Origin of the sequence: Streptococcus sp. 3705 (genome assembly GCF_013277145.1) — a bacterium.
Lineage (GTDB): Bacteria > Bacillota > Bacilli > Lactobacillales > Streptococcaceae > Streptococcus.
Map to the genome: position 1 here is coordinate 1 of NZ_VMMJ01000007.1, position 16,630 is coordinate 16,630.

The following is a 16,630-nucleotide window of genomic DNA, read 5'->3' on the forward strand; positions in this document are numbered from 1 at the left end:
TTTGAGCAACCTGCGGCTAGTTTCCTAGTTTGCTCTTTGATTTTCATTGAGTATCAGATTTAAGAAATTAACTTCCTCGTCTCCAGAAAATCGCTAAGACAATCATGGAACCTAGTACTGCCGGAATGATGGCAGTTCCTGCTATTATCGGTCCCCAAGTCCCAAAAAGCAAATGCCCTATAAAGGCACCAATCCAGCCTAGAAACATTTTTCCAAAACATCCCATGCGTTCTCCACGATTGGTTAGAGTACCTGCTAAAAATCCCACTAGGAGACCAACGAACATACTTCCTAACATATTATCTCCTTAATTTGCCCAATCTCCGTTACGGAAAAGTGGTACACGTGTCCCATCCTCACGGATACCATCGATATCCATTTGGTTAGAACCAATCATAAAGTCTACGTGAACATCTGAACGGTTAAGTCCAGCAGCTTCAAGCTCCTCTTCGCTCATCTCCGCTCCACCAACAACGCTAGTTGCATAGGCTGCACCAATAGCCAAGTGATTTGACGCATTTTCATCGAAAAGGGTGTTAAAGAAGGTAATGCCTGACTGAGAAATTGGGCTTGGATCTGGTACCAAGGCACATTCACCCAAGGCACGCGCACCCACATTTTCAAAGACAAGGTCTTTCATGACCTGATCACCCTTCTCAGCAGTGATGTCCACAATTTGTCCATCCTTAAAGGTTACCTTAATACCTTCGATGATATTTCCGTTATAGCTAAGCGGTTTTGTAGAAGTGACATAACCATCTGCACGACGGAAGTCTGGTGCTGTGAAGACTTCCTCTGTCGGCATATTTGGCAAGAATCCTTCGCCCTGTGCATTGATAGCACCAGCTGATTCCCAAACGTGGTTCTTTGGCAAGCCAAGGGTCAAATCAGTCCCTGGCGCTGTGTAGTGAAGGGCTGAAAATTGTTCTTTATTAAGCATATCTGCCTTGCTCTTGAGGATAGCTGCATGCTCTTCCCAGGCCTTAACAGGATCTGCTTCGTAGACTCGGCAAGTTTTGAAGATTTGGTCCCAAAGGAGATCGACTGCTTCTTCATCGCTCGCAGCATTTGGAAATACCTTCTTAGCCCACTCAAGCCCAGCAGCGGCTGCTACCGTCCAGCTAACCTTGTTGGATTGGGTTGCGATACGCATTGGCTTCATAGCAAGTCCCATAGCTTTAGCAGAAGCTGAAAGCTTGTCAGCGTCCACACCGTTCAAGGCACCTGGATCAGATGAGCGAACTCCAAGACGGCTAGCCTTGTTCTCCAAGAGATAGTTCATCTCAGCAATCTTGTATTCTGACACATTGTCCAGACGCTCCATCGGAGCATGGAGGAATTTCTCACGGTTGATGACATCATCTGTCCACTGAACGATCACCTCATGTGCACCCAAAGCATAAGCTTCTTTGACGATTAAGTGAGCCAACTCACGTTGCTCCACATCGATAGAGAGAGCCAAAGTGTGACCAGGTTGCACGTTGATTCCGTTCGCAACCAATAATTTCGCATATTTTTCTAGATTTTCTTTAAAATTTGGTAAAACCATTCTGTTATCTCTTTTCTATTTTTATTTTTCTTTCAAAGCAGAGAATAATCCTGCTAAAGCAATATCACCTGACAAGAGTTCTGTTGATAGAAGAATTGTCTGATCAGCAAGGTCTAATTGATACTCAAAGACTTTTTCAGCTGGTTTATCTTCCGCAAAAATTCTTAGTTTCATGAAATGTCCTTTCTTGTTCTTCATGCTCCCCTAGGTAGAGGCGTCGTGCCTCTGTACTATTTGTGAGGATATCTATATAGGTTTCATAGTCATCAGGTAGAGGCTTTTCTAAAGAGATATCTTGTTCTGGATTTATATTTTTTCCATAAAGAAAGCAAAGATAGAGACGTTCGTTGAGTGTTGGAAATACTTCAATAGACATAAGTTCAGCCTGACCTACCCGATCCCAATCCTGTTCTTTGATATCTGATATGATATAGGTTTGGAAGAGTCCCATAAGTGGATTATCTTCTGGTAGTCCACTGTCTTTATCCGCCAGAACCAAAGAACAACGTCTACCAAAACCAGCAAGTTGGCGCTCCCTTCCCTTTACCGAAACAGTAATAGGATGCCCTCCAATATGGCTATAAATCCATTCTTTAGGCAGTTCATAATTTAACAGGGGGGTAACTTCTTTGACAATCGCTACAGGACTATAGCGTAGAAACTGGCGAGTAACAGCCTTACAAAAGAGGATATCCTCCTCTTTCAAGGTCACTCCCTTCCAATTATTTTCCTCGTTAAAATGGTTGAAAAATACCAGATAGGGATCACGCACCATTTGTGCTAATACGTAAACGCCATTTCGCAAACTTATGGAAATAACTTTCCCTGGTTTCCAGGGTGTTGCTCTTTTTTTCTTTTCCATCATGATACAACCTCAAACCTACACAAGACATTTCAAACTTTTAAAACAACTCATCAAACAAACTCAACTGATTATCCTCTGGCATATTTCCAAGAATACCCATTTCATCCATCTTTTCAACCAAGGTTGATGAGAGGCCACCGCGTTTGCGTAGTTCTGTTTTAGAGAGGAATTCTCCCTCTTCACGCGCTCGCACTAGCTGCTTGGCAACGTTCTCTCCCAGACCATCCATTGCTACAAATGGCGGAATGAGGGTATCCCCATCGATAAAGAACTCTGTCGCCTGACTACGATAGAGATCGAGTTTTCCAAACTTGAAACCACGCTCCCACATCTCATTGACAATCTCAAGAGTTGTATAGAGGTCAATTTCCACATTAGAGGCTTCATTGTTCTTCCGTTTTTCAGCAATTTCTTCCATTCTGCGCTTGATAGCATCCAAGCCCGCCCCCATAGTCTTGATATCAAAAGCCTTAGCACGAATGGAGAAGTAAGCACAGTAATAATAAATGGGATGGTGAACCTTGAAGTAAGCTACACGCAAGGCCATCATAACGTAGGCTGCCGCATGGGCTTTAGGGAACATGTACTTAATTTTCCCACAGGACTCGATATACCACTCTGGCACCTTATTAGCCTTCATAGCTTCGATATAGCCATTGCGTTCCTCTTCTGAAATCTTGAGCCACAAGCCCTTACGTACCCGTTCCATGATGGTAAAGGCCATCTTAGGCTCGAGACCAGCATGCATGAGGTAAACCATGATGTCGTCCCGACAACCGATAACGGTCGACAGATCCGCAATCCCTTGCTTAATCAGATCTTGAGCATTTCCAAGCCAAACGTCGGTACCGTGAGATAACCCTGACAACTGAAGCAATTCTGCAAAAGTCGTCGGATGCGTTTCATCTACCATGCCTCGGACAAAGTTGGTTCCAAACTCTGGAATCCCCAGCATGCCTGTCGGCGTACCGATTTGCTCAGGTGTCACACCTAGCACATCCGTCCCAGAAAAGAGGGCCATCACACCTTCGTCATCCATAGGAATTTCATTAGGATCAATCCCCGACAAGTCCTGGAGTTTTCGAATCATGGTCGGATCATCATGTCCCAGTACATCGAGTTTGAGGACGTTCTCGTCGATATCATGGAAGTTAAAGTGAGTAGTCTGCCATTCAGCCGTCACATCATCCGCTGGATACTGGACAGGCGTAAAGTCGTAAACATCCATGTAGTTAGGAATAACAACGATTCCCCCCGGGTGTTGGCCTGTTGTCCGTTTGACACCAGCAGCACCTTGAGCGAGACGTTCCACTTCTGCATCACGATAAAACTTGCCATAATCTCGCTCGTAACCCTTGACAAATCCATAGGCAGTCTTGGCAGCCACCGTACCAACCGTTCCTGCACGGAAGGCATATTCCTCACCAAAGATATCACGCACATCCAAGTGGGCGCTAGGCTGATCCTCTCCCGAAAAGTTCAAGTCAATATCGGGAACCTTGTCTCCATCAAAACCAAGGAAGGTCTCGAAAGGAATATCCTGTCCGTTTTTGCTGAGTTTATGACCACATTTTGGGCAGTCCTTATTGGGCATATCAAAACCTGATCCGTAAGAACCGTCTGTGATAAACTCACTGTACTGACACTGACCACAGACATAGTGAGGAGATAGAGGATTGACCTCTGTAATCCCAATCATGGTCGCAACGAAACTGGAACCGACAGATCCACGAGAACCAACCAAGTAACCCCGTTCATTGGAACGTTGCACCAGCATCTGCGATGCCAGATAAATCACAGCAAATCCATTCCCCAGAATAGAAGTCAATTCTTTTTCAATCCGCAAATCAACAATATCTGGCAGCGGATTTCCATAAATCTCAAAAGCTTTCTTATAGGTCAACTCAGCAACTGTTTCTTCAGCCTTGTCGATGAAAGGCGTGTACAAGTCACCCTTAACAACCTCAACGGGTTCAAAGATTTCTGCTAAGGCATTGGGATTTTCAATAACCAGTTTACGAGCCAGTTCCTCTCCCAAGAAGGCAAATTCATCCAACATCTCATTAGTCGTTCTAAAATGAGCCTTTGGAAGTGGTGCTGGTTGGGCATGTTCTCCATGACCGATAGTTCGGTTAATCATAGCCCCCTGTCCCAAACTACGGACGATAATTTCACGATAAATCTCTTCTTCCGGTTCGATATAGTGAACATTTCCCGTAGCCAGAACAGGCTTGCCAAGACGGTCGCCGACCTCTATCAAACTCCTGATAATAGTCTGGAGTTCCTCCATATCCTTGACCTGCTCCTTAGCAATCAAGGGAGCATAGATAGCTGGTGGCATGACCTCAATAAAGTCATAATACTTGGCCACCTCAACCGCCACATCCACGCCCTGGGAAACAACTGCATCAAAAACTTCACCTTCAGAGCAAGCTGAACCTAAAATCAAGCCCTCTCGATGAGCATCTAAAACTGTTCTCGGAATCCGTGGTACCCCTTCAAAGTACTTAGTATTGGACAAAGAAACTAGCTTAAAGATATTTTTTAGGCCTACCTGATTCTTGACATAAATAGTCGCATGCTTAATCCTAGCTTTTTTATAAGAATCTGGACTAATCAAATCAATATTGAGTCTAGCTAAATCCGTCACACCATGTTTTTCTGCCACCTCTTTGATAAAGATGAAAAGCAAACGACCAGTAGCTTCCGCATCGTAATTGGCCATGTGGTGATGTTCTAAGGCCACACCAAAACGCTTGGTCAAAGGCCCCAAACCATGACGCTTATACTCAGGATAAAGGTTTCTAGCAAACTCCAGCGTATCAATCACTGGCTGACTAATCCTTGGAAGACCATGACGCTCATAATTGGCATTCATAAAGCCAACGTCAAAGGTCGCATTGTGGGCAACTAGTACCGTATCTTTACAAAATTCTTGGAATTCTTGCAAAACTTGTTCCAGTGGCTTGGCATTTTTGACATGATCATCTGTAATTCCAGTCAACTCAGTAGTAAAAGCTGACAAGGGATGCCCGGGATTGATAAATTCATCAAATTCGGCAATGACATTCCCCTTGTACATCTTAGAGGCTGCAACCTGAATCAAGTCATTATAGATGGCTGATAGACCCGTTGTTTCCACGTCAAAGACCACATAGGTCGCTTCTGACAAGTCCATCTCCACTTCGTTATAGACGATAGGGACACGGTCCTCCACGATATTGGCTTCCATACCATAGATTAGCTGGATTCCCGCTTTTTTGGCCGCCTTATAGCCGTGTGGGAAGGACTGGACATTCCCATGGTCCGTGATAGCAACAGCCTTGTGTCCCCACTTAGCAGCTGTCACAACGATTTCTTCGACCTCTGGTAGAGCATCCATGGTCGACATATTAGTATGAGCATGAAACTCAACCCGACGCTCACCTTCTGGCATCAAATCCTTCCGCTCATAGTGAACAACTTCCTGCACATCCTGCACGTTCATAGTCAAATCGCGTGTGAAGTTATTCATCTCCACATTCCCACGAACTCGGAGCCAAGAATTCTTCTTGATAAGGTCAAATTTCTGAGCTTCTTCCTCATTTTTAACCCACTTTTGCATCGAAAAACTGGAAGTATAGTCTGTCATTTTAAAGTTGATCAAAACACGCCCTGTTCTGGTTACTTTTTGCTCCACATCAAACACAACCCCTTCAAAGACCAGACGATTTTCCTCCGTCGTCACTTCGATCATAGGAGTAATCTCCGCCTTATCTAGCTTGGGTTTAGCTGCAGCTTTTTTCGCTTGAAAATCAAAGGCTGGTTTCTCTTCCGCAGGAGGAGGGGCCATCTGTTCCAGTTGTTCCATAGCACGGAGCGCTTCCTCATTGGCCGCTTGAACAATCTGATCATTTTCAGCATGAAAGGCCTCTTCCTGCTCTTGGGTCAGCACATCATTTTTCTCTACTTGACAATTAAAAGTTGGAAAGCCAAATTGTTCAAGTTGTTTCGCTAAATTAGGAAGATGATTCTTCTTAAAGTGTTCCTTATCAATCGCCTCAGAGCCTTCAATAAATAGCTGATTGCCCTCCGCACGAACTTGCAAATTTTGATAAAGGGACTTAAAACCTTGACTAGCACACGGCCCGTCAGAAAAAGCCTCTCTATAATAGGCCTGCAAGAGTTGATTTGAAAATTCTTGAGACAGAGCCTTGATTTCGAAAACAGCTTTATTGCCTGTCTTAGAAAATTCCTCACTCAAACCTTTCTTTAATTCTAAAAAGATTTCAATCGGTAAAATATTAGAAAATACGAAATGAAACTCCCATACCTTACTAATTTTATGAACCACAACTCGCTCAATATCGGCCTGTGATAAAGCAGGATCCTGCCTCATTTCAGCAGGCATCCCCAGTTGATTCATCAAAATTTCAAAACTGTTTGACATTCATTTTCCTCACATTATTCTCCTACTATTTTACCATACTTAGAGGTATTTTCTAAAGACAAAAGGAAGCCACTAAGTGACTTCCTTCTAGAGTGAGAACTGATTAGTCTTCACCTTTATTTTTCTTAATGATTTCTTCTTGTACTGACTTAGGTACATCTTCGTAGTGGTCAAATACCATCATGAATGTACCACGTCCTTGAGATGCAGAACGAAGAACTGTTGCGTAACCGAACATTTCAGCAAGTGGAACGTAAGCACGAACGATTTGGCTGTTACCGTGTGCTTCCATACCATCTACACGTCCACGACGAGCAGTTACGTGACCCATAACATCACCAAGGTTTTCTTCTGGAACAGTGATTGTTACAAGCATCATTGGCTCAAGGATAGCTGGTTGTGCTGATTTAGCAGCTTCTTTAAGAGCAAGTGAAGCTGCGATCTTGAAGGCAGTTTCAGATGAGTCGACATCGTGGTATGAACCATCGTAAAGCTTAGCTTTAACGTCAACCATTGGGTAACCTGCAAGAACACCGTTAGCCATAGATTCTACCAAACCTTTTTCAACCGCTGGGATAAATTCACGAGGAACCACACCACCGACGATTGCGTTTTCGAATTCGAATCCTTTTCCTTCTTCGTTTGGAGTAAATTCAATCCATACATCACCGAATTGACCTTTACCACCAGACTGACGTTTGAAGAATCCACGTGCTTGAGTAGAAGCGCGGAATGTTTCACGGTAAGATACTTGAGGAGCACCTACGTTCGCTTCAACTTTGAACTCACGACGCATACGGTCAACAAGGACGTCAAGGTGAAGCTCACCCATACCAGAGATAACTGTTTCACCAGTTTCAACGTTTGTTTCAACGCGGAATGTTGGATCTTCTTCAGCCAATTTTTGAAGGGCGATACCCATCTTGTCTTGGTCAGCTTTAGATTTTGGCTCAACCATCAATTGGATAACTGGTTCTGGAACGTTGATTGACTCAAGGATGATTTTAGCTTTTTCATCTGTCAATGAGTCACCAGTTGTAGTATCTTTCAAACCAACGGCAGCAGCGATATCACCTGAGTAAACAGTGTCGATTTCTTGACGGCTGTTAGCGTGCATTTGAAGGATACGTCCGATACGTTCACGTTTACCTTTAGAAGTGTTCAATACGTATGAACCTGATTGAAGAACACCTGAGTAAACACGGAAGAATGTCAAACGACCTACAAATGGGTCAGTCATGATCTTGAAGGCAAGAGCTGCAAATGGCTCTTCGTCAGATGCTGGACGAGTTTCTTCAGCGTCTGTATCTGGGTTAATACCTTTGATTGCTGGGATGTCAAGTGGGCTTGGAAGGTAGTCAATAACCGCATCAAGCATCAATTGAACACCTTTGTTCTTGAAGGCAGAACCACACAATACTGGGAAAAATTCAACGTTGATAGTCGCTTTACGGATACCAGCTTTCAATTCTTCGTTAGTGATTTCTTCACCTTCGAGGTATTTCATCATCAATTCTTCGTCAGTTTCAGCAACCGCTTCAATCAATTTTTCACGGTATTCTTGAGCTTGGTCAAGGTATTCAGCTGGGATGTCCTCTTCAAGGATATCTGTACCAAGGTCATTAGTATAGATTTCAGCTTTCATCTTGATCAAGTCGATGATACCACGGAAGTCATCTTCAGAACCGATTGGCAATTGGATTGGGTGTGCATTTGCTTGAAGACGATCGTGAAGTGTGCTTACAGAGTAAAGGAAGTCAGCACCGATTTTGTCCATTTTGTTGGCAAATACGATACGTGGAACTCCATACTCAGTTGCTTGACGCCAAACTGTTTCAGTTTGAGGCTCAACACCTGATTGTGAGTCAAGAACGGTAACCGCACCATCCAATACACGAAGAGAACGTTGTACTTCGATTGTGAAGTCCACGTGTCCTGGTGTGTCGATGATGTTTACGCGGTGGTTGTTCCATTGAGCTGTTGTTGCAGCAGATGTGATAGTGATACCACGCTCTTGCTCTTGCTCCATCCAGTCCATTTGTGACGCACCTTCGTGAGTTTCACCGATTTTGTGGATTTTACCAGTGTAGTAAAGGATACGCTCAGTTGTAGTTGTTTTACCAGCATCGACGTGAGCCATGATACCGATATTACGAGTTTTTTCAAGTGAAAATTCGCGTGCCATGAGGTTTGTTTCTCCTATTTATTTTTGATTTCTATTCTATTATAACACGATTTTAATAAAAACGGATAGGCAGGACCTACCCGTTCTCAATCTTTTCATGCTATTGTTGGTTTCAACTTACGAGCTGGTAAGTTGAGTTATAGCTAATACTAATCGATTTAGCTAATTTGAACCCGGGCTAAAAGCTCGGAAAATAGATAAGCTCTCCTAGAATCTTCGATTCTTCGTCAAGCTTCCTAATTTTCAGTCGCTTTTTTAACGCCCTTAGTATCTTAATCTTACCAACGGAAGTGTGCGAATGCACGGTTAGCTTCAGCCATACGGTGAGTGTCTTCACGTTTCTTAACAGCTGCACCAGTGTTGTTAGCAGCATCCAAGATTTCTTTTGCAAGACGGTCTTGCATTGTGTGTTCACCACGAAGACGAGCGATTGTTACCAACCAACGAAGTCCAAGTGTTGTACGACGTTCTGGACGAACTTCAACTGGGACTTGGTAGTTAGAACCACCAACACGGCGTGCACGTACTTCAAGTACAGGCATGATGTTTTCCATAGCTGTCTCAAATACTTCAAGTGCATCGTTGCCAGTAGCTTCTTTGATTTGCTCAAAAGCACCGTAAACGATTGAAGCAGCTGTACCACGTTTACCGTCAAGCATAACGCGGTTGATAAGACGAGTAACTAGTTGTGAATTGTAAAGCGGATCTGGCAATACGTCACGTTTTGGAGCTCTATTTTTACGACTCATTTCTCTTTATCCCCTTTCCTTATGCTTTTGGACGTTTAGTACCGTATTTAGAACGGCCTTGTTTACGATCGTTAACACCTGCAGTATCAAGTGCACCACGGACGATATGGTAACGTACCCCTGGAAGGTCTTTTACACGTCCACCACGAAGAAGAACCACGCTGTGTTCTTGCAAGTTGTGTCCGATACCTGGGATGTAGGCAGTAACTTCGATAAGGTTGCTCAAACGTACACGAGCGAATTTACGAAGGGCTGAGTTAGGTTTTTTAGGTGTCATTGTTCCAACACGAGTTGCAACACCACGTTTTTGTGGTGAAGAAACGTTTGTTTGAACTTTTTTATGACTGTTGTAACCAACGTTCAAAGCTGGTGATTTAGATTTTTCTACTTTTGATTTACGCGGTTTGCGAACCAATTGGTTAATTGTAGGCATCTACATTCTCCTGTGTTTTTTTATTTTTGGTGATGATACACTTGGTGACAGCTATCATCTGTGTGTACTTTTGCAACATTTGTCAGCACGTCCCTGTACACTCTTGAGAGACCAAAAGTAAAAAGTACCGTCTATTATTGTAACAAAATTTTCCATTGGTTGTCAAGATATTTTTCTTTTTTATTGCTAATCTTTTCACTGGGTAACTTCTCAAAGTAACTTCCACTTGCCTGACCGAAGTGGAAATTAGTCTAAAACGGATTTTTATGGTGGAATTAAGTGTGAGACGTTTGAGTTAGAAATGAGGCTAACTATGTCAAAACATAAACACCTTACCCTTTCAGACCGTAATGATATCCAACTGGGCTTAGAGCGCGGTGAAACCTTCAAAGCTATCGGGCAACTTATTCTAAAAGACCCAACTACTGTTTCCAAAGAAGTCAAACGAAACAGACAGGTCCGAGAGTCTACATGCCATAACCTTCCTTGCCCTTTACTCGACAAAGCTCCCTTTGTCTGTAATGGTTGCCCTAAAAGAAGACAAAACTGTGGCTATAAGAAGATTTTATACCTCGCTAAGCAAGCTCAAAAACAATACGAACAAACTCTTGTCGAAGCTCGTGAAGGAACTCCTCTCAATTCTAAGACTTTCTGGGACATGGATAAAGTCATTTCTGAGGGTGTTAAAAAGGGACAACACATCTATCATATCCTCAAAACTCATAACCTTGATGTTAGCTCCTCAACCGTCTATCGACACATCCGAAAAGGATACTTGTCTATCGCTCCTATTGATCTTGCTAGAGCCGTTAAATTTAAAGAAAGAAGAAAAAGTAAGCTACCTTCCATCCCTAAAGAAGCTAAAAAAGGCCGTTCCTATGAGGATTTCCAAAACTATTTAGCACTGAATCAACTAGACTCTTGGCTGGAAATGGATACAGTTATGGGCAGAATGGGAGGTAAAGTCCTACTCACCTTCAATCTATCTTTCTGTAACTTTATCTTCGCTAGACTGCTGGATAATAAAACTGCCCTTGAGGTTACCAAACACCTCTATGACATCAAGAACACTCTTCACCAAGCTGACAAAGATTTCTTCCAACTCTTCCCTGTCATTCTTACCGATAATGGTGGAGAGTTTGCCAGAGTCGATGATATCGAAATGGATGTGCGAGGAGAGAGTAAACTCTTCTTTTGTGACCCTAATCGCTCTGACCAGAAAGGGAGAATTGAGAAAAATCACACGCTGATTCGCGACATTCTACCTAAAGGAACTTCTTTTGACAATTTAACTCAAGAGGACATCAATCTCGTTTGTTCGCATGTCAACAGTGTCAAACGTGCTGCTTTGAATGGAAAGTCAGCCTATGAACTCTTTGCATTTACCTATGGAGAAGAGATTCCTAAGCTTCTTGGCATTTCTAAAATACCTGCAGAAGACGTCTATCAATCGTCTACATTATTCCAACATAAGTTCTAAAAACTAACCTTTAACCGCATTCAAACGTCTCACACTAACTTCCACTATAGCGGAACTTAATCTGAAACGCTTTCAGATGAGGGGATTTTATGCGCTCTTTTTTTCGATTCATTTTGGTTACAAAAGCGATGAAATCAAGCATGATTAAAACCAGTGGAACTTACCCTGACACGGATTTCCACTGGTTTTTTCTATTTTTATCAGACTAACTTCCACTTGGATTAGCGGTGGAACTTAGTTTGGGAATTTACGATTTTAGCTAATTTTAGCTACGTGGTACCACCTTAGAGTAAACAAAAAGGAGGAATTCCCCCTCTCCTAAAGTTAGTATTGTTCCATTCAATCCCTTCAATTTTAGCACATAATGGTTTTCGAGTTATGATAGTATCACAACCAACCAGATTCTTTCGCTATATTAGCTGCCTCTGTTCGATTACCTGCATCTAGTTTTGAAAGAATATTGGTGACATAGTTTCGGACTGTTCCGTTTGATAAATAAAGTTGATCTGCAATTTCTTGGTTAGACAAGCCTTGAGCAATTCCCTTTAAAACAGCAATCTCTTGTTCTGTTAATGGATTGGGATGCGTCATCACCACTTCCATCAATTCAGGCGAATACTCCTTGCCTCCTTCGAGGACAGTATGCAAAGTTTGCATGAGGTCTGCAATGCTTCTTTCTTTCAAGACATAAGCATCTACTCCAGCCTTGACTGCACGTTCAAAATACCCTGGGCGCTTGAAAGTCGTCACTACAACCACCTTTGTTTCTAGCTTTTCTACCCGAAGCCATTCCAAGACTTCGAGGCCAGTCTTCACAGGCATCTCTACATCAAGAATGGCAATATCTACGGACTCTTTTTCTAAGAGTTGGATTGCTTCTTGCCCATTCTTGGCTTGTAAGACAGACTCTACATCTGCTTGAAAGGCAAGCAACTGGCACATAGCATCTCGCAACATACTTTGATCTTCTGCGACTAATACTTTCATCTACTTTCTCTCCTTATAAGGTAGTCGAACTTGCACTTCTGTCGGTTGTTTCTGACTAATTACCTTTACTTCTCCCGAAAATGGAAGAACACGATCTCGAACTGTATGGAGGTCATCCCCCTTTATAGAAGTAAAGCCACAGCCATCATCTCTCACTGTTAAAATGAGTTCTTTCTCTGTCCGTTCTAATTTTAAGTAGACTTTAAACGCTTTAGCATGTTTGATGATGTTGGTCACTAATTCAAGCAAAATCATGGAAGCCGTTGACTCCAATTCCTGAGTTAAGCTAGCTGTATCTAGTTGATTAGCTATTTCCACCTCAATTCCAGCAATTTCTAACATCTTTTTCACAGTCTCTAGTTCGGATGTCAAAGTTCTAGACTTAAGATTTTCCACAATGGTTCGCACTTCATTCATGGAATCCTTACTGATCTGGTGAATTTCTTTTAATTCCTTTTCCACCTGTGGATAAGCCTCCATCTGAAATAACTGCAAGGCTAAATCTGTCTTGACACTCAACATAGCAAAGGTATGTCCCAAACTATCATGCAAATCTTGACCGATACGACTGCGTTCATTTTCGGCAAGCAATAGATTTATCTGGGCATTTTGCTTAGCCTGAGCTTCTTTCAAATCCTCCACAATACGAATCCGAACCGAGCCCAAAGTCATCAAATCAACAAAAGCAAGAATTACAAGTAGATAGAATAGATACTCAACTTCGATTCTCTGAAAAATCAACAGTTGGCCCACAACAAGGACTTGAGCAAGAAGAAAAGTCCAGACATGTAAAGACTTTAAACCATCTACGCTGAAATGATAACTTAAGAGATTGGATAGGAAAAAGAAGAACCAGATATAATTAACAGCAACAAAGGTAGTATTCCCAACTACATAAGTCAGCATGAGACCCCAATATAGCCAAGATAGGCGCTGGCTCTTAGTTGTTAAAACACCCAAATATGCCACTACAAATAGAATATCAATCAATAAATGCCAGGCAGAAAGCCACCCAGTCACTACAGGTAGGATGGGGAAAATCATAAAAATTAAACTGGCCCAAAACATATAGTGTATGCTTTTCAGTCTTTCAAGCATTAAGCATTCTCCTTATGACCTTGAAGGTAAATGGTCAAACCAAACAAAACTGCTGAAAAAACAAGTAGATAAACTGTGGCTGATAGATTGATGCTACCCTCGTTTAAGAAGGTCTTGAGCAACTCCATCAACTGATAAGTTGGTAGGCACTTCCCGATTGCTTGCATCCAGTCTGGAAATAAAGAGATGGGCATCCAGAGTCCACCTAAAACAGCCAAGCCTAGATAGAGAAGATTGCCCACGACAGACATCAGCTGACTAGAAGGCAAGAGTGTCAAGGTCAAGCCAAGCGCTACAAAAGCTACACTTCCTACTATCAGCAAGAACGCAGCCCCAATCCAGCTTCCTAAAGACATATCCACACCTCTGACCAAGTGCCCAACTGAGAAAACAACCAAAATTGAGACCAAATAATCAACCATCATACTTGTTATCTTTGATAGATAATATTCTACCATATTTACAGGGGTATGGCGCAATGTTTTCTGCCAGTTGTTGATTTTATCGGTATGTAAAACAGCTGGGAATGAAAACATAGCTGTCGACATCATGGAAAAAGCCGTCATGGAGATGAGGTAGTCGCGCATAAAATTAGCCGATCCACCTGGTGTGTCCTGGTACATGCCTGAAAAGAATAAATAGAAGGCTGTCGGCATCCCTACGGATAATAGATAATAGACTAATTGTCGTTTGGTCAATAGAAATTCTATCTTGTTTAGTGCAATCCATCGTTTCATCTTAGTCATCTCCCTTCTGTGTTTCTTCAAAGATTGTATCCAGCAAGCTACGATTATTGACTTCAATTTCTTGTATGCTACATCCTGCTTGAACTAATAGTTCCCAGAAAGAGTCTGCTTCGCGTGTGACTACTTGTAGGGCATCTTGTTTTTGTGACCAGTTTTCAACCAAGTTTGACTGTTCGACAACTTCTTTATATGCTAGAGGAAGGATAAAGTGCTTTTCAATCTCCTCACTACGCATGGCTAGAGGTGTCGTATCTCGAATCAACTCTCCCTTATTTAAGAGCAAAATGCGGTCTGCGGTGTGTTCCACTTCCTCAATATAATGGGACGAATAGAGAATGGTGACTCCTTGTGTTTTTAAATCCTGAACAATCTCCCAAAAACGTTGACGAGTTGAAGTATCCATGGCTGAAGTAGGCTCATCTAAAAAGATTAACTTTGGTCGCCCAATTAAAGTTAAGACAAAAGAGAAAAGACGCTTTTGACCGCCTGATAATTTTTCTGCCAATTGTTCTTTTTGTTGCTTGTCAAACTGCAATAGTTGATCAATTTCTTGCTCGCTCAAAGGATTTGGATAAATACTTTGAAAGAAAGCAATCAACTCTTTAACCTTCAATTTCTGTACAATCACATTTTCTTGAGGGAGATAAGCCCTAGTATAATTTAACTTAGAACTCGTCACTGGTAAACCTTGAATAGATACTTGACCACTGGTGACCACTTTATCTCCGAGCAAACAGGCCAGAAGTGTTGTCTTACCAGCACCATTGGGACCAATCAAGGCTACACATTCACCATCCTTGATTTCAAAGGAGATGTTCCGCAAGATCTCCTTGTCTTTTATTTTCTTACACAATTTCTCAACTTTAATCACAGTCATGAGATTCTCCTTTCAACCACTCCTCTTCCATAGGAAATGCGATAAAAATCATAAATCCTAGTCCCCAGGCACCACGGATGAATTGGTGAAGGAAGGCTTGATCAAACCAACCTGTAAACATTTCTACCAACCATACCACTAGTGATAATCCAATAAAAAGATAGAGAAACGCTTTTTTCATTTTTCAAACTCCTTTTTCATATCTGAGACTAATTTCAAACCTTCTCTGACAAGCCAAGACATCATTCCAAAGCCAGCAAAGAGCTCCCAAGGAAAATGGTAGAAACCCTCGTCCAATCCTGAGAACATGAGATAGGTCATAACTCCTGCTGCTACTAAACTCACTGCTATAATCATTTTATTTCTCATCTCTTCTTCCTCCATTTCATACTTCAATTATAGCCCTTTGAAGTTAGCGGAGCTAGATGCTTCTGTCACTAGGAAATATGACAAATGTCATAAAAGATTCTGTTCAAAACAAGAAAGATACACTATACAATAAAACACAAGTAGAAAAATCTAAGGCGGCCTCCTCAAAAGAGATATCAAACCCAATTCACACCATAATGTAAACTAATACTTATTTAAAATCAAAAAGAGTAGAAATTTTTATCAGACAAACACATATATTATAGGTGGGACTAAAAAACTCTTCAATTACTTTCTTAAAAGTTTGTAAGAATTATACAATCTGTTAAATTTTAATTTATGTACCTAAACTACAGTATTCATTGAACAAATCAGGAAACAAAAACATATACGCGATCAAAATGAATTGCTGAAAATCAAAAAAGAGAGAACCAAACTGATTCTCTCTTAATGTATATAATATCTAGTTATAAAATACACACTCACCTATCTCTGTAATGTATCGGGAAGACAGGATTCGAACCTGCGACACCTTGGTCCCAAACCAAGTACTCTACCAAGCTGAGCTACTTCCCGAGTTAAATAGAAAAATGCACCCTAGAGGAGTCGAACCTCTAACCGCCTGATTCGTAGTCAGGTACTCTATCCAGTTGAGCTAAGGGTGCTCTATATTATGCCGAGGACCGGAATCGAACCGGTACGATCGTTACCAATCGCAGGATTTTAAGTCCTGTGCGTCTGCCAGTTCCGCCACCCCGGCCTCTCCAAGCGAACGACGGGATTCGAACCCGCGACCCCCACCTTGGCAAGGTGGTGTTCTACCACTGAACTACGTTCGCACTGTTTTCTTCTATCTAAAAATG

Annotated in this window: 15 protein-coding genes and 4 tRNA genes; 1 reads left to right on the forward strand and 18 read right to left on the reverse strand. The window is 42.1% G+C overall.

The features are described 5' to 3' along the window. Positions 1 to 67: 67 nt before the first annotated feature. From HT714_RS01795 to rpsL, 8 genes are all read right to left on the reverse strand, one after another. Positions 68 to 298 (reverse strand): GlsB/YeaQ/YmgE family stress response membrane protein, encoded by a 231-nt coding sequence (locus HT714_RS01795; RefSeq protein WP_000901572.1) that lies wholly within the window; start codon positions 296 to 298, stop codon positions 68 to 70. A gap of 9 nt (positions 299 to 307) precedes the next feature. Beyond that, the gene (locus HT714_RS01800; RefSeq protein WP_173225980.1) at positions 308 to 1,549 is read right to left on the reverse strand and encodes an aminopeptidase; all 1,242 of its coding nucleotides are present in this window, start codon (positions 1,547 to 1,549) and stop codon (positions 308 to 310) included. 21 nt (positions 1,550 to 1,570) lie between these two features. After that, positions 1,571 to 1,723 (reverse strand): hypothetical protein, encoded by a 153-nt coding sequence (locus HT714_RS01805; protein WP_173225978.1) that lies wholly within the window; start codon positions 1,721 to 1,723, stop codon positions 1,571 to 1,573. Further along, positions 1,695 to 2,414: a hypothetical protein gene (locus HT714_RS01810; protein WP_100127914.1), complete on the reverse strand. Its 720-nt coding sequence runs from the start codon at positions 2,412 to 2,414 to the stop codon at positions 1,695 to 1,697. Before HT714_RS01810 ends, HT714_RS01805 begins: the two co-directional genes overlap by 29 nt. A gap of 37 nt (positions 2,415 to 2,451) precedes the next feature. Continuing rightward, a complete protein-coding gene (locus HT714_RS01815) occupies positions 2,452 to 6,843 on the reverse strand; it encodes a PolC-type DNA polymerase III (protein WP_173225976.1) in 4,392 nt (1,463 codons plus the stop codon). Positions 6,844 to 6,946: 103 nt separating this feature from the next. Continuing rightward, positions 6,947 to 9,028 carry an elongation factor G gene (fusA, locus tag HT714_RS01820; protein WP_000090345.1) on the reverse strand — a complete coding sequence of 694 codons (2,082 nt, stop codon included), beginning with the start codon at positions 9,026 to 9,028 and terminating at the stop codon, positions 6,947 to 6,949. A gap of 278 nt (positions 9,029 to 9,306) precedes the next feature. Further along, a complete protein-coding gene (gene rpsG / locus HT714_RS01825; protein ID WP_000087873.1) occupies positions 9,307 to 9,777 on the reverse strand; it encodes a 30S ribosomal protein S7 in 471 nt (156 codons plus the stop codon). A gap of 19 nt (positions 9,778 to 9,796) precedes the next feature. Continuing rightward, the gene (gene rpsL / locus HT714_RS01830) at positions 9,797 to 10,210 is read right to left on the reverse strand and encodes a 30S ribosomal protein S12 (RefSeq protein WP_001142332.1); all 414 of its coding nucleotides are present in this window, start codon (positions 10,208 to 10,210) and stop codon (positions 9,797 to 9,799) included. Between the two features lie 313 nt (positions 10,211 to 10,523). On the opposite strand from rpsL, the gene HT714_RS01835 reads away from it, so the two are divergent. Then, positions 10,524 to 11,690 (forward strand): IS30 family transposase, encoded by a 1,167-nt coding sequence (locus HT714_RS01835; protein ID WP_173225974.1) that lies wholly within the window; start codon positions 10,524 to 10,526, stop codon positions 11,688 to 11,690. Between the two features lie 387 nt (positions 11,691 to 12,077). Here the strand turns inward: HT714_RS01835 and HT714_RS01840 are convergent, their stop codons facing one another. The 10 genes from HT714_RS01840 to HT714_RS01885 all read right to left on the reverse strand — a co-directional run bounded on the left by HT714_RS01840 (position 12,078) and on the right by HT714_RS01885 (position 16,606). Next, positions 12,078 to 12,677, reverse strand: coding sequence for a response regulator transcription factor (locus HT714_RS01840; protein WP_173225972.1), 600 nt, complete (start codon positions 12,675 to 12,677; stop codon positions 12,078 to 12,080). Further along, positions 12,678 to 13,775 carry a sensor histidine kinase gene (locus tag HT714_RS01845; RefSeq protein ID WP_173225969.1) on the reverse strand — a complete coding sequence of 366 codons (1,098 nt, stop codon included), beginning with the start codon at positions 13,773 to 13,775 and terminating at the stop codon, positions 12,678 to 12,680. Then, entirely contained in the window at positions 13,775 to 14,512 is a 738-nt protein-coding gene (locus HT714_RS01850) for an ABC transporter permease (RefSeq protein ID WP_173225968.1), read from the reverse strand. Before HT714_RS01850 ends, HT714_RS01845 begins: the two co-directional genes overlap by 1 nt. A gap of 1 nt (position 14,513) precedes the next feature. Next, positions 14,514 to 15,398 carry an ABC transporter ATP-binding protein gene (locus HT714_RS01855; protein ID WP_173225966.1) on the reverse strand — a complete coding sequence of 295 codons (885 nt, stop codon included), beginning with the start codon at positions 15,396 to 15,398 and terminating at the stop codon, positions 14,514 to 14,516. Then, a complete protein-coding gene (locus tag HT714_RS01860) occupies positions 15,385 to 15,579 on the reverse strand; it encodes a hypothetical protein (RefSeq protein WP_173225964.1) in 195 nt (64 codons plus the stop codon). Before HT714_RS01860 ends, HT714_RS01855 begins: the two co-directional genes overlap by 14 nt. After that, positions 15,576 to 15,782, reverse strand: a complete 207-nt coding sequence (locus tag HT714_RS01865; RefSeq protein ID WP_173225962.1) for a hypothetical protein — start codon at positions 15,780 to 15,782, stop codon at positions 15,576 to 15,578. The genes HT714_RS01860 and HT714_RS01865 overlap by 4 nt, the downstream gene beginning before the upstream one ends. Before the next feature lie 487 nt (positions 15,783 to 16,269). Continuing rightward, positions 16,270 to 16,343 (reverse strand) — tRNA-Pro (locus HT714_RS01870). A gap of 15 nt (positions 16,344 to 16,358) precedes the next feature. After that, positions 16,359 to 16,432 (reverse strand) — tRNA-Arg (locus HT714_RS01875). A gap of 9 nt (positions 16,433 to 16,441) precedes the next feature. Continuing rightward, a tRNA-Leu gene (locus HT714_RS01880) sits at positions 16,442 to 16,527 on the reverse strand. A 7-nt stretch (positions 16,528 to 16,534) separates the two neighbouring features. Then, positions 16,535 to 16,606: transfer RNA gene (locus HT714_RS01885), tRNA-Gly, on the reverse strand. Positions 16,607 to 16,630 lie beyond the last annotated feature (24 nt).

Coding starts and splice junctions, on each gene's coding strand:
- HT714_RS01795 (WP_000901572.1), bottom strand. CDS start 298: ATGTTAGGAAGTATGTTCGTTGGTCTCCTAGTGGGATTTTTAGCAGGT.
- HT714_RS01800 (WP_173225980.1), bottom strand. CDS start 1,549: ATGGTTTTACCAAATTTTAAAGAAAATCTAGAAAAATATGCGAAATTA.
- HT714_RS01805 (WP_173225978.1), bottom strand. CDS start 1,723: ATGAAACTAAGAATTTTTGCGGAAGATAAACCAGCTGAAAAAGTCTTT.
- HT714_RS01810 (WP_100127914.1), bottom strand. CDS start 2,414: ATGATGGAAAAGAAAAAAAGAGCAACACCCTGGAAACCAGGGAAAGTT.
- HT714_RS01815 (WP_173225976.1), bottom strand. CDS start 6,843: ATGTCAAACAGTTTTGAAATTTTGATGAATCAACTGGGGATGCCTGCT.
- fusA (WP_000090345.1), bottom strand. CDS start 9,028: ATGGCACGCGAATTTTCACTTGAAAAAACTCGTAATATCGGTATCATG.
- rpsG (WP_000087873.1), bottom strand. CDS start 9,777: ATGAGTCGTAAAAATAGAGCTCCAAAACGTGACGTATTGCCAGATCCG.
- rpsL (WP_001142332.1), bottom strand. CDS start 10,210: ATGCCTACAATTAACCAATTGGTTCGCAAACCGCGTAAATCAAAAGTA.
- HT714_RS01835 (WP_173225974.1), top strand. CDS start 10,524: ATGTCAAAACATAAACACCTTACCCTTTCAGACCGTAATGATATCCAA.
- HT714_RS01840 (WP_173225972.1), bottom strand. CDS start 12,677: ATGAAAGTATTAGTCGCAGAAGATCAAAGTATGTTGCGAGATGCTATG.
- HT714_RS01845 (WP_173225969.1), bottom strand. CDS start 13,775: ATGCTTGAAAGACTGAAAAGCATACACTATATGTTTTGGGCCAGTTTA.
- HT714_RS01850 (WP_173225968.1), bottom strand. CDS start 14,512: ATGAAACGATGGATTGCACTAAACAAGATAGAATTTCTATTGACCAAA.
- HT714_RS01855 (WP_173225966.1), bottom strand. CDS start 15,398: ATGACTGTGATTAAAGTTGAGAAATTGTGTAAGAAAATAAAAGACAAG.
- HT714_RS01860 (WP_173225964.1), bottom strand. CDS start 15,579: ATGAAAAAAGCGTTTCTCTATCTTTTTATTGGATTATCACTAGTGGTA.
- HT714_RS01865 (WP_173225962.1), bottom strand. CDS start 15,782: ATGGAGGAAGAAGAGATGAGAAATAAAATGATTATAGCAGTGAGTTTA.